The 12,783-nt window shown below is 68.1% G+C and carries 11 protein-coding genes; 6 read left to right on the forward strand and 5 right to left on the reverse strand.

What is annotated here, in order from left to right; translation table 11 throughout:
- Window positions 1-29: 29 nt before the first annotated feature.
- The gene (gene mgtE, locus GQR91_RS05480) at window positions 30-1,427 is read right to left on the reverse strand and encodes a magnesium transporter (protein ID WP_112383760.1); all 1,398 of its coding nucleotides are present in this window, start codon (window positions 1,425-1,427) and stop codon (window positions 30-32) included.
- A gap of 111 nt (window positions 1,428-1,538) precedes the next feature.
- On the opposite strand from mgtE, the gene GQR91_RS05485 reads away from it, so the two are divergent.
- Window positions 1,539-1,994, forward strand: a complete 456-nt coding sequence (locus tag GQR91_RS05485; protein ID WP_112383759.1) for a peptidylprolyl isomerase — start codon at window positions 1,539-1,541, stop codon at window positions 1,992-1,994.
- A 287-nt stretch (window positions 1,995-2,281) separates the two neighbouring features.
- Here the strand turns inward: GQR91_RS05485 and GQR91_RS05490 are convergent, their stop codons facing one another.
- On the reverse strand, window positions 2,282-3,172 hold the full coding sequence (locus GQR91_RS05490) for a LysR substrate-binding domain-containing protein (RefSeq protein ID WP_112383798.1): 891 nt from the start codon (window positions 3,170-3,172) through the stop codon (window positions 2,282-2,284).
- Between the two features lie 257 nt (window positions 3,173-3,429).
- Between GQR91_RS05490 and GQR91_RS05495 the strand changes: the two genes are divergently transcribed.
- Window positions 3,430-5,700, forward strand: coding sequence for a CDC48 family AAA ATPase (locus tag GQR91_RS05495; RefSeq protein WP_112383758.1), 2,271 nt, complete (start codon window positions 3,430-3,432; stop codon window positions 5,698-5,700).
- 33 nt (window positions 5,701-5,733) lie between these two features.
- Here GQR91_RS05495 and GQR91_RS05500 read toward each other — a convergent pair whose 3' ends face one another.
- Window positions 5,734-6,051, reverse strand: coding sequence for an antibiotic biosynthesis monooxygenase family protein (locus GQR91_RS05500; protein ID WP_149682679.1), 318 nt, complete (start codon window positions 6,049-6,051; stop codon window positions 5,734-5,736).
- 166 nt (window positions 6,052-6,217) lie between these two features.
- On the opposite strand from GQR91_RS05500, the gene GQR91_RS05505 reads away from it, so the two are divergent.
- Window positions 6,218-6,832: a class I SAM-dependent methyltransferase gene (locus tag GQR91_RS05505; RefSeq protein ID WP_149682680.1), complete on the forward strand. Its 615-nt coding sequence runs from the start codon at window positions 6,218-6,220 to the stop codon at window positions 6,830-6,832.
- A 93-nt stretch (window positions 6,833-6,925) separates the two neighbouring features.
- On the opposite strand, the gene GQR91_RS05510 is transcribed toward GQR91_RS05505, so the two are convergent.
- The gene (locus GQR91_RS05510) at window positions 6,926-8,773 is read right to left on the reverse strand and encodes an AsmA family protein (protein WP_174236645.1); all 1,848 of its coding nucleotides are present in this window, start codon (window positions 8,771-8,773) and stop codon (window positions 6,926-6,928) included.
- A 53-nt stretch (window positions 8,774-8,826) separates the two neighbouring features.
- Window positions 8,827-8,988 (reverse strand): DUF1674 domain-containing protein, encoded by a 162-nt coding sequence (locus GQR91_RS05515; RefSeq protein WP_149682681.1) that lies wholly within the window; start codon window positions 8,986-8,988, stop codon window positions 8,827-8,829.
- A 61-nt stretch (window positions 8,989-9,049) separates the two neighbouring features.
- Here GQR91_RS05515 and GQR91_RS05520 point away from each other — a divergent pair, with 61 nt between their 5' ends.
- The 3 genes from GQR91_RS05520 to GQR91_RS05530 are packed head-to-tail and all read left to right on the forward strand — an operon-like array spanning window position 9,050 to window position 12,757.
- Window positions 9,050-10,342 (forward strand): RsmB/NOP family class I SAM-dependent RNA methyltransferase, encoded by a 1,293-nt coding sequence (locus GQR91_RS05520; protein ID WP_375781608.1) that lies wholly within the window; start codon window positions 9,050-9,052, stop codon window positions 10,340-10,342.
- Between the two features lie 34 nt (window positions 10,343-10,376).
- Complete coding sequence (gene rpe, locus GQR91_RS05525; RefSeq protein ID WP_112383753.1) at window positions 10,377-11,033, forward strand: ribulose-phosphate 3-epimerase; 657 nt, start codon at window positions 10,377-10,379, stop codon at window positions 11,031-11,033.
- A complete protein-coding gene (locus tag GQR91_RS05530) occupies window positions 11,030-12,757 on the forward strand; it encodes a heparinase II/III family protein (RefSeq protein ID WP_149682683.1) in 1,728 nt (575 codons plus the stop codon). Before rpe ends, GQR91_RS05530 begins: the two co-directional genes overlap by 4 nt.
- Window positions 12,758-12,783: the final 26 nt, after the last annotated feature.

The following is a 12,783-nucleotide window of genomic DNA, read 5'->3' on the forward strand; positions in this document are numbered from 1 at the left end:
ATTTGGGGGCGAAACCCGCCCGCGACAAGTCAGCCGCCCAGACCCCACAGCGCCGCCAGCCCCAGAAAGGTGAAGAAGCCCATCGAGTCGGTGCAGGTGGTGACAAACACCGACGACGCCACCGCCGGGTCGACGTTGAACCGGTCCAGCGTCACCGGCACCAGCACGCCGACCAGGCCCGCGACGATGTTGTTGATGAACAGGGCCAGCGCGAAGACGATCGCAAGGCCGGGATTGCCGAACCACAGATAGGCGCCCGCGCCGACCAGCAGGCCGAGCCCGGTGCCGTTGCTGGCGGCGATGCGCAGTTCGCGCACGATCATCCTGAGCGTGTTCGATCCGGTCAACTGGTTGGTGGCGAGCGCGCGGACGACCACCGCCAGCGTCTGCGTGCCGGCATTGCCGCCCATACCGCTGACGATCCCCATCAACTGCGCCAGCACCGCAAAGCGCGCGATGCGGTCGTCGAACAGCCCGACCACGGTGGCGGCCAGCATCGCAGTCGGCAGGTTGATCAGCAGCCAGGTCAGCCGGGTGCGGACGGTGAAGCGGATCGGTTCGTTGATGTCGCCTTCGCCGGCACCGGACAGCAGCAGCGTGTCCTCGCCCGCCTCTTCCTGGATGATGTGGACGATGTCGTCCACCGTCACCATGCCGACCAGCCGGCCGCTGGCATCGACCACCGCGGCCGAGATCAGCGCATATTTTTGGAAGCGCAGCGCCACCTCTTCCTGGTCCATGTCGACCGGGATCAGCGTCTGTTCGCGCTTCATGACGTCGGCCAGCGCGATGTCGCGGGGGGTGCGCAGGATCCAGGACAGCTGGCAGGTGCCGACTGGCTTGTGCCGCTCGTCCACCACGAAGATTTCCCAGAAGTCGGTGGTCAGCTCGTCATGGCCGCGCAGGAAGTCGATCGCGTCGCCCACCGTCCAGTGCTCGGGCACCGCGATCAGCTCGCGCTGCATCAGGCGGCCGGCGGATTCCTCGGGGTAGGACAGTGCCTCCTCGATTGCGGCACGGTCGTCCGGGTCGAGCGCGCGCAGCACCGCGCGCTGCTCGTCGGCGTCCATGTCCTCGATGATCGCGACCGCGTCGTCGGTATCGAGTTCGGAGGCGATGTCCGCGACCTGATGTGGCTCCAGCGCCTGGATCAGTTGTTCGCGAACATAATCGTTCATCTCGGCGAACACGTCGCCGTTCAAGAGGTCGGCGACCGCGCGGGCCAGCGTGCCGCGATCCTCCTCGGGCGTCAGCTCGAACAGGTCGGCGATGTCGGCGGGGTGCAGCGGCTCGACCAGCGCGCGGGCGCCCTCGTCATTGCCGTCCTCTACCGCGTCCAGCACGGCGCGGACGAATTCGGGCTTCAACCGATCGTCCTCGTCCAGCTGGGTTTCGCCCTCCACCTCGGGAAGCTCGGTGTCGCTCATCGCTGCCTCCCTGACGTTTCGCGTGCCGTTCGCGCTCTATCGCGGTGCAACGCGATTTGCCAGCGGGCGAACGAATCCCTACCTGCGCGGGCACTAGAGGAAGGAAGACTGATGGCCGATACCTTTGAGACGCTGACCCTGACGCTGGACGACGGCGACGTCGTCATCACGCTGCGCCCTGACCTGGCGCCCGAGCATGTCCGCCGCATCGGCGAGCTGGCGAACGAGGGTTTCTACGACGGCGTCGTGTTCCACCGCGTGATCCCCGGCTTCATGGCGCAGGGCGGTGATCCGACCGGCACGGGCATGCACGGGTCCGACAAGCCCAATTTGAAGCAGGAATTCAATGCCGAGCCGCATGTGCGCGGCACCTGTTCGATGGCGCGGACCAGCGACCCGAACTCGGCCAACTCGCAATTCTTCATCTGTTTCGACGATGCGCGCTTCCTCGACCGCCAGTATACGGTGTGGGGCCAGGTTTCGAGCGGCATGGAGCTGATCGACGCGCTGCCCAAGGGCGAGCCTCCGCGTGAGCCGGGCAAGATCGTGAAGGCCCGCGCGGCCTGATTATCGAAGCCCTCGCTTCGTTGGAGCGAGGGCTTTTTTTCACGCGAAGACGCGGAGGCGCGGAGATTGCGCTGCTGGGCCTGCGCTCCGGCTGTTGCGAGCGTCGCCAAATACTAGTCCTTGCGGATAAGCGGCGACGGATGTTCGGGCGCGCGCAACCCCTCTGCGTTCTCCGCGCCTCGGCGCGAAAAGATGTTCACGCGAAGCCGCGAAGGCGCGAAGAGAAGGGGTTAGGGTCCGCTGCCGCGGACGAGCCATCTTGGCGTCTTCGCGGCTTCGTGTGAACCTTACGCCGCTTGCGGGTAAAGCGTGCGGATCAGCCAGTCGTGGAACAGCTTCACCGGCTTTTGCTGGAGCGCACGCGGGCGGCAGACGAACCAGTGGCTGTAGGGGCTTTCCACCTCGATATCGAACAGCCGCACGAGTCGCGGGTCGTGCGCATTCTCGAAATGGCTGGCATGCATGAAGGCGATGCCGAGGCCTTGCGCGACCGCCTCCAGCATCAGCCCGCCCGAATCGAAAAAGTCGATCGCCTTGGGCTTCACGTTCGGCAGGCCGACCGCGCTGGTCCAGGCGGTGAAGGCGTCGGGCATTTCGCGGTGGAGCAGCGCGGTCATGCCGTTCATCTGTTCCGGGCGGACGATCGGGTTCGGCCCGTCGAGCAACGTCTTGGCGCCGATCACATAGACACGGTTGGTATCCAGCCGCTTGGCATAAAGCGCCGGATCGATCTCGCGCCCCAGCGCGATCACCGCATCCAGCCCCTCGCCCAGCCGCGCGATGCCATGGCCCGCGGTGTCGATGTCCAGATGCAGTTCGGGATGCGCGGTGCGCAGTTCGCCGAGCCGCGGAAACAATTTTTGCGAGGCATAGAGCGGCAGCACGCCGAGACGCAGGCGCAGCACTTCCTGCCCGCTCGACATCGCCTCCACCGCATCCGACAATTGATCGAGCAGCGGTGCGATCTGCGTCATCAGCGTTTCGCCATCGTCATTGGGCACCATCGCCTGATGCCGCCGCGCGAACAGCGGCTTGCCGACGAATCGCTCCAGCGTCTGCACCCGGCGGCTGAGCGCGGGCGCGGACAGGGCCAGTTCCTCTGCGGCGGCCTTGATCGAACCGAGCCGCGCCACCTGCACGAATGCCTCGATAGCCCCCAAGGGCGGCAGCCTGCGCATCGACATCCTCCTCCTGGGACACTTGGATCAAACGGTTGCACATCTTGCAAGCGTCAACACGCTTTTCGCACTTGCAACATAATCCGCCGCGACGCAAAAAGCACGGGCCTTTCAGGCATCCTCTCCTAAAAACTTTCATGGGCTGGTCTGCGGATCGGCCCTTTTTTTTGGCACTGCACGCCGCCTCGCCCTTTCGCGATCCGGAACCCGCCCCCACGTGGCGCGCTCTTGGCGATACGAAAAGCACGAGGAACAGCATGGCCGAAAGCGACGCGCCGACGCGCAAGATACAGGTGGCGAACAGCCGCCCCGAGGACTCGGGACGCGGCCTCGCGCACCTGCCGCGCTCGCTGATGGCGGCGTTGCAGATCGCCGAGGGTGACGTGATCGAGATCGTCGGCAAGCAGGCGACGCCTGCACGTGCGGTCGGCCCCTATCCCGAGGATGAAGGGCTCGATATCCTGCGGATCGACGGGTTGCAGCGCGCCAATGCCGGCGTCGGCTCGGGCGATTTCGTGGAAGTGCGGCGGGTGGAATCGAAGCCGGCGTCGCGCGTCGTCTTTGCGCCGGCGCAGCAGAATCTGCGCCTGCAAGGCTCCACCAACGCGCTGAAGCGCACCTTTTTCGGGCGTCCTCTGTGCCAGGGCGATGTGGTCGCGACCGCAGGGCAGCAGCGGGTGACGAACATGCCGCCGGGCGTGCAGCGCTACATGAACGCGCCCGCCTATGCCTTGCAGGAGATCCGGCTCGCCGTGGTGCAGGCCAGCCCCAAGGGCGTGGTGCATATCGACGAGAATACCGAAATCGAGCTGCGCCCCGAATATGAGGAGCCGGCGCAGCGGCGTGCCGACGTCACCTATGACGATATCGGCGGCATGGCGACGACGATCGACCAGTTGCGCGAGATGGTCGAACTGCCGCTGCGCTATCCCGAGCTGTTCCAGCGGTTGGGGGTCGATCCCCCCAAGGGACTGCTGCTCTATGGCCCGCCGGGAACGGGCAAGACGCGGCTGGCGCGCGCGGTCGCCAACGAATCGGATGCGCAGTTCTTTTTGATCAACGGGCCGGAGATCATGGGCTCCGCTTACGGGGAGTCCGAGTCGCGGCTGCGCGAGGTGTTCGAGGAGGCGACCAAGGCCGCGCCCTCGATCGTGTTCATCGACGAGATCGACTCGATCGCCCCCAAGCGCGACCGGGTGCAGGGCGAGGCGGAGAAGCGCCTCGTCGCGCAGTTGCTGACGCTGATGGACGGACTGGAGTCGCGTGCGAACCTCGTGGTGATCGCGGCGACGAACCGGCCGGAGGCGATCGACGAGGCGCTGCGACGGCCGGGGCGGTTCGATCGGGAGATCGTGGTCGGGGTGCCGGACGAGCGGGGCAGGCGGGAGATCCTGGGCATTCACACGCGGGGGATGCCGCTGGGGGACAGGGTCGATCTGGACGAACTGGCGCGGACCACGTTCGGGTTCGTGGGGGCCGACTTGGCGGCACTGACGCGCGAGGCGGCGATCGAGGCGGTGCGGCGGATCATGCCGAAGCTCAATCTGGAGGAGCGTACGATCCCGCCCGAGGTGCTGGACACCCTGTCCGTCACGCGCGAGGATTTCCTCGAAGCCTTGAAGCGGGTTCAGCCCTCGGCGATGCGCGAGGTGATGGTGCAGGCGCCAAGCGTGCGCTGGGACGATGTCGGCGGACTGGATGCCGCGCAGATGCGGCTGAAGGAAGGCGTCGAGCTGCCGCTGAAGGACCCGGATGCGTTCCGGCGGCTGGGCATCCGCCCCGCCAAGGGCTTCCTGCTGTATGGGCCGCCGGGCACCGGCAAGACGCTGCTCGCAAAGGCGGTGGCGCGCGAGGCGGAGGCGAACTTCATCGCCACCAAATCGAGCGACCTGCTGTCGAAATGGTATGGCGAGAGCGAGCAGCAGATCAGCCGGCTGTTCGCCCGCGCGCGACAGGTCGCGCCCACGGTGATCTTTATCGACGAACTTGATTCGCTGGTGCCCGCGCGCGGTGGCGGGCTGGGCGAGCCGCAGGTGACCGAGCGCGTGGTGAACACCATTCTGGCGGAAATGGACGGGCTGGAGGAGTTGCAGTCGGTGGTCGTGATCGGCGCCACCAACCGGCCCAATCTGGTCGATCCCGCGCTGCTGCGCCCCGGCCGTTTCGACGAGCTGATCTATGTCGGCGTGCCCAATGAAGAAGGGCGCCGCCGCATCCTGGGCATCCAGACGCAGAAGATGCCGCTGGCCGGCGACGTCGACCTGGACATCGTCGCGCGGCGGACCGAGCGGTTTACCGGCGCCGATCTGGAGGATGTGGTCCGCCGCGCCGGCCTGGTCGCGCTCAGGCGCTCGATCCGGTCGCAGGAAGTGACCATGGCCGATTTCGAGGAAGCGCTGGACGAGGCACGCGCCAGCGTCACGCCGGAAATGGAGCAGGATTACGAGCAGATCGCCGCCAAGCTGAAGCAGGATGCGGCCGCGATCCAGCCGATCGGCTTTGCCTTTCCGAACCGGTCGAAGGAGTGACGCCTTTCCCCTCTCCCCGGCGGGGAGAGGGGGTTATGGCCGTTCCCATTCGTAGGACCGCGTCACCGCGGCCACCGCAATCTCGCAGCGGTCGTACCAGCGTGCGCGACCCTCGGCGCGGATCGCCGCATGCGCGGGGTGTTCGCGCCATGCGATGGCGGCGGCCTCGTCCGCCCACCAGCTGACCGTGATCCCCAACCCGTTGGTGCCGCGCGCCGCGTCCACACCACGGTATCCGGGCTGCGCGGCGGCCAGACGATCCATCGCTTCGGCGGCTGCGGCATAGCCGGCCGCATCGGCGTCGGTGCGCTGCGACACGAAGATGACGGCGATCTGCCCGGTTCTGTCCATATGTTCACCCTGCCCCGTCCGGGCACCGTTTAGGCGTGGGCGAATGGGGGCGCCAGGGTCGTCCGCCGCACCGATGCAACCCAAAAGCTTGAAACACGTTTGCCACCTGTGCGACGGAGGGGGAGACCTCGCCGCCCGTGTGGGGACCACGAACGACAGGATCTCGATGCCCAGCTCGACCACCGCCGCGCGCCGTGCGCGTTCCCGACCCGCCGGCGTGCCGTCCCCCGGCCAGATGTTCTTCCAAGAATTTCTGAAACATCCGGTGATGGTCGGCTCGATCATCCCTTCCTCCAACAAGCTGATCCGCAAGATGCTGGCGCCCGTCGACTGGGCGAATACCAAGCTCTTCGTGGAATATGGCCCAGGCGTCGGTACCTTCTGCCGACCGATTTTGGAGCGGATGGCGCCCGATGCGACGCTGATCGCGATCGACACGAACGAAGATTTCTGCGGCTATCTGCGCCACACGATCACCGATTCCCGCTTTGTCGCGATCAACGGGTCGGCGGCGGACGTCGCCCAGATCATCAAGGATCACGGCCACGAGCACGCCGATTATGTGCTGTCGGGCCTGCCCTTCTCCACGCTGCCGGCCGGCGTCGGTCCCGCGATCGCCGCCGCCACGCATGAGGTGCTGCGCCCGGACGGTGCCTTCCTGGTCTATCAGTTCAGCCCGAAGGTGAAGGACTTCCTGCTGCCCCACTGGCAGCGGATCGACCATGACATGGAATGGTGGAACGTGCCCCCCGCCCAGCTTTACTGGGCCTGGAAGGACTGAAGGCGTTTTCAAACGCGCTTCATCGCGTTTCCAGACAGCCTCTGAGTTTCCCGGACGCCGGCCCTTAAAAAGGCCGGCGTTTCCATATCGGCCTCAGCGTAGCGCCCGGTTGGCCAGTGCGCCGCAATCGGCGTTGGTGGCAGTCGGCCCGCCATGACCGGTGATCGCGCGACCGATCGAGCGGAAGATGTTGCCGATCGACTTCACCTCGCGCGGGATGACCAGATCGGGCTGGCGAATCGTGCCGTTCATCAGGGCGGCACCGTCGAGCCGGAGGATCGCATCGCCCTTGGGCGCGCCGGTCAGGCGCAGTGCGATGCGCTCTTCGGGGAAGCGCACCGTGCCCGTGCCCTCCAGCTTGCTGCGCGTGGTATCCAGCACCAGCGGATCGACGCGGCCGGTGCCGTCCCGCATGTTCAGCCGCAGCACGAGGCAGCGCAGGCCGGCCGTCGAGTCGTCGCCGGCCACCAGCATGCGTCCGGCATCGAAGCCGAGCGCCGCGGCATAGCGGTCCGGCAGGGTGCCGTTTCGCACGACCAGCCCGATGAACCCGCGCGACCGGCCGATGGCGTCGCGGATCGTCTCCCCCGCGCCGGTCAGTTGCGCGCGGGCGGAAACCCGGCCGGTGAAGTCGCCGCCACCGCCGGCCAGCGACACCACGCTGGCATCCGACAGCCGCAGGTCGAGCGTCAGCGTCGGCCGGGTCGCGCCACCCCGTTGATCGACCTGGGCCGAGCCGCGGACCACCCCTTCCGTCAGGTTCAGGCGCAATTCGGGGATGCGGAGCAATTGGCGGTCTAGAACGAGCCTGCCCGCCATGGCGGTGATCGGAGAGGGGCCCTGAGCGCTAACGATGCGACCGACCTTGAAACGGATCGTGCCGTCGGTCGAATCGATCTTGCTGATGTCGATACGGGTGTTCGGTACGAGGCGCGGGCCGATGCGGCGTTCGAGTGCAGCGGCCTCCGCGCGACCCTCGGCCGAGGAAAGATCGTCGAAGTCGAACTGGCGGGAGGTGATCTCCCCGTCGAGCTTCGTGCGGTCGGTGCTTTTGTCGACGGTGATCCGGCCGGTGAGATCGGAGCGGCCGATCGTTCCTGTCAGGTCGGTGATCGTCCAGACCGGACGCTGATGCTGGACATGCGCGGACAATTGCACCGGGCGGGTGCGGAACAGCCCGGCCTCCACCACCGCATCGATCAGTTTCAGGTCGCTGGCGCGTGCGGTCAGATCCAGCGTCATCGCATTGGTGTCGAGCGCGCGGTCCATGCGGCCGACGGCGCGCATCGCCAGTGCCGGGCCGTCGATGACCGCGGTGAACGGCCAGGGGCCGGGGCGGACCGGTGCCCCGGTGACGCGGATCGCGACATCGGCACCGCGAATCGATCCGCGGCCTTCGGCACGCAATCCCGTATTGGGATCGGCGGCGAAGCGGACGGTGGCGGTCCGGTCCTGCTTGGAATCGCGGTAGCTGATGATGCTGCCGGTGAGGGTAAGATCCCGAAGATCGGTGGCGCCGCCGCCGCTTTCGCGCCGGCCGGGCCGCGACCAGTTGGTCCGGCCATTCCGGTCGCGAACCAGCGCGAGACGCAGCCCGCTGGCCTCCACCGCCTCGATCCGGAAATCCCCGGTGAGCAGCGCCCAGGCGGAAAAACGAACCTTTGCGGTATCGACCCGCGCGAAATCGCCGCTGCCGGCCCAGGCGGCCTGCGGGATGCGCAGGTGCCGGATGGCGATGACGGGGTGGAAGCCGATCGTGTCGACCCGCTCGACCGCGCCGATCGTGACGGGGCGACCAAAGCGCTCGGTCGCCTCACGCGTGACGATGCCGCGCAACACGCCCCAGGGGAACAGCGCCAGGACCAGCAGGCCGAGCAGCAAGGTCGCTGCAACCGTACCCAGGACGATCCGTGCCGTCCGCCCCTTCATGATCGTGCGCATCCCTTTGCCCGACGCGCCAGCCGCACGTTCGTTCCGGTTGCGTCAGGACCGCATCAAAAATCGATTGCGATACCCTTCAATTCCCAATCGCCATAACGGGTCGGGTCCTTGCCGAGCGGATCATGCTCCGGGCGCTTCTCCGCCTCGGGTTCGGGGACCGGCGGGTTGGGAGAGAGATAGGCCGGTGGTTTCACATGGTCTGGGCGCTGGCCCATGGGCGTGCCTTTCGGTAGCGGGGTGTGCCCCCCACATCGGGGTGCCAAGGAGCTTTGCCAAGTGAATCGACCCCCGCGCCGGCCCAATCATCCCGTTCGTCAAGCCGAGCCGCTGGGCACGGCAAGCCGGCGCGCGGCCCTGCGCCTGCTGGACGCGGTGCTGCGCCGGGGGGAACCGCTGGAGGCGGCGCTGGCCTCGGCGACGCGCGACCTGCATGGCGGGCCCGATCGCGGGCTGGCCCATGCGATCGCGGCGGAAACGCTGCGCCGCCTGCCCGATCTGGACGCGCTGATCGATTCGGCGACCAGGAACCAGTTGCCCGACGATGCCAAGGCGCGGTCGGCACTGCGCATCGCGCTGGTCCAGGTGCTGTCGCTGGGTACGCCGCCGCATGCCGCCATCTCCACCGTACTGCCGCTGGTCGATGGCGGCCCGCGCAAGCTGGTCCACGGCGTGTTCGGCACGCTGATGCGGCAGGGGGTGTCCCTGCCGGAAGTCCCGGAGTTGCCGGGCGTGACGGCGGAACGCTGGGCGGCGCAGTGGGGCGATGCGATGGTGGATGCGGCCGAGCAGGCGATCGCCGCGCCGCCGCCGCTCGACCTGACGCTGGCCGATCCCGGCGCGACCGCGGACTGGGCGGAGCGGCTGGGCGGTACCAGCCTGATGCCGGGCCATGTCCGCCTGCACGATGCGGCGTCGGTGCCCGAGCTGCCGGGGTTTGAGGAAGGCGCGTGGTGGGTGCAGGACGCGGCCGCGTCGATGCCGGCACGGTTGCTGGGGTCGGGCGCCGGCACCGTGCTGGACCTGTGCGCCGCCCCCGGCGGCAAGACGCTGCAACTGGCGGCGGCGGGGTGGCAGGTGACCGCGCTCGATGCATCGCCCACCCGGCTGGAGCGGCTGCGCGCCAATCTGGAGCGGACCGGGCTGGCCGCGGAGGTGGTGTGCGCCGACGTGCTGCAATGGGCGCCGCCCGCACCCGTCGATGCGATCCTGATCGATGCGCCGTGCAGCGCGACGGGCATCTTCCGCCGGCATCCGGACGTGCTGTACCGCGTCCGCCCCTCGGTGATCGCCGAGATGGCGGCACTGCAGGCCAAAATCCTGTCGCGCGCCGCCGGATGGCTGCGGCCGGGCGGGCGCATGGTCTATGCCACCTGCTCGCTGGAGCCGGAGGAAGGCGAGGCGCAGCTGGAGGCGTTTCTGGCCGCGCATCCGGATTATACGCTGTGCAGCGTCCAGGCGCCGCTGCCCGTCGGCAAATCCACGCCTTATATCCGCACCCTGCCCAGCGACATGGCCGAACAGGGGCGGTGCGACGGCTTCTTTATCGCGCTGCTGGAACGCAACGGCTGACTTAACCTTTCATTAGCCCTAGAGACCATTGCCCATGCAGCCCGTCCGTATCGCCCCGTCCATCCTGTCCGCCGACTTCGCCAAGCTGGGGGAGGAGGTGCGCGCCATCGACGCCGCCGGCGCGGACTGGATCCATATCGACGTGATGGACGGGCATTTCGTGCCCAACATCACCATCGGCCCGGCGGTGGTGAAGGCGCTGCGCCCCCACACGACCAAGCCGTTCGACGTGCATCTGATGATCTCGCCGATCGACCAGTATCTGGATGCCTTTGCGGAAGCCGGCGCGGACACGATCACCGTGCACCCGGAGGCGGGGCCGCATATCCACCGCACCATCCAGCACATCAAGGGGCTGGGCAAGCGCGCGGGCGTGGTGCTGAACCCCGCGACGCCGGCCAAGATGCTGGATTACCTGATCGACATGGTCGACCTGGTGCTGGTGATGAGCGTCAATCCCGGTTTCGGCGGGCAAAGCTTCATCGACAGCCAGTTGAAGAAGATCGCCGCGATCCGGAAGATGATCGAGATGAGCGGCCGGGCGATCGACCTGGAGGTGGATGGCGGCGTCGATGCCACCCATGCCCGGCGATGCATCGAGGCGGGCGCGGACGCGCTGGTCGCGGGCACCGCGGCGTTCCGGGGCGGGCCCGACATGTACGCCGCCAATATCGCGGCCCTGCGCGGATGAACCAGCCGCTGGACGCGCCGGACGGTATCGAGGAGGGCAAGCGCCTTGTCCGCGTCGGGGGCACGAGCGGGCTGTCGCTGGCGGAGCGGCTTGCCGAGCGCTTCCACCGGCTGACCTGGCGGACGCCGATCCACGGCATGCGCCTGAACGGCCGGCATCCGTTGAAGCTGATCGCGGTGCCCGACGATCCCGTGCTGGGCGACGCGACGCGCGGCTATGCGCTGCTCGACGGCTTTGTCCGCTATCGCGGCGCGGAGCGCGAGATCGACAAGCTGTGGTTTACGCAGGCCGGGCTGACCGGGCCGATCGCCGAATATCTGCACGGCTTCGCCTGGCTGCGCGACCTGTCCACGGTGGCGACGCGGCAACAGGGCGCGCCGGTGGCGGAGTTCCTGATGGCCCGCTGGCTGGATGCGCATGCCGAGACGGTGGACGCGCTGGCGTGGCGGCCCGATCTGTGGGGCAGGCGCATCCTGTTCTGGACCAGCCATGCGCCGCTGATCCTGTCGTCGACCGACCTGGTGTACCGCTCCAAGGTGCTGAACGCGATGGCGCGCGGGGCGCGGCACCTGGACCGCGGGGCGGACAAGGCCCCGGCGGGCGCGCCGCGCATCGCGGCATGGTGCGGCGTGGTGGCGGCGGGATTGCTGATCCCCGGCGGCGAGCCGCGGCTGGCCTTTGGCGAGGCAGGGCTGACGCGCGCGCTGGGCACCGGATTGTTCGACGATGGCGGATCGGTGTCGCGCAGCCCGGGCCAGTTGCTCGATTCGATCATGCTGCTCGCCATGCTGCGCGAATCCTATGCCGCGGTCGGCAAGACGCTGCCCGAGGATATCGCGGCGACGCTGCAACGGATGGTGTCCGCGCTGCTGGGCGTGATGCATCCCGACCGGGCGCTGTCGAGCTGGCAGGGTGCCGGTCCCGAACAGCCCGAACAGATCGCCGCGATCATCGAGGCGTCGGGCGTGCGCACCCGGCCGCTGCGCCAGCCGCGCAACTGGGGGTATCAGCGTCTCGCCGGCGGCGGTGCGGTGCTGGTCGTCGATGCCGCCCCGCCGCCGATCGCGCAGGTGGTGGATGGCGGCTGCGCCTCGACCCTGGCGTTCGAGTTCTCGGACGGGCCGGAACGGATCGTGGTCAATTGCGGCGGCGCGCGTGCCGCGATCGAGCAATTGCCGATGCGGCTGGCCGATGGCCTGCGCACCACCGCGGCGCACTCGACCCTGGTGGTGGGCGATTCGAACTCCACCGCGATCCATGCCGACGGCACGCTGGGCCGGGGCGTCGGACAGGTGGAACTCAGCCGCCAGGAATCGGAGGCGGCGAGCCGGATCGAGGCGAGCCATGACGGCTATGTCCGCCGCTGGGGCTTCGTCCACCGCCGGCAATTGCTGTTGACCGGTGACGGGCGCGAACTGCGTGGCGAGGACGCGTTGCTGCCGCAAGGGCGCAAGCGCCGCACCGGCACGACGCCCTTCGCCTTGCGCTTCCACCTGGGCGAGGAGGTGGAGGCGGTGTTGAGCCCGGAAGGATCGGCGGCGGTGCTGCGCATGACCAGCGGCGCCTTGTGGCAGTTCCGCTGCCGCGGCGGTGCGCTGGTGATCGAGGATTCGTTGTGGATCGATCCCGATGGTCGCCCGGTCGAGACGCAGCAACTGGTCGTCACCGGTGAGGCGCCGGCGGGCGGCGGGCATGTAAGCTGGGCCTTGAAGCGCGCGCTGTGACCGTTACAGGGCTTCGGCGGTGTTCC

This window comes from Sphingomonas carotinifaciens, from assembly GCF_009789535.1.
Classification (GTDB): domain Bacteria; phylum Pseudomonadota; class Alphaproteobacteria; order Sphingomonadales; family Sphingomonadaceae; genus Sphingomonas; species Sphingomonas carotinifaciens.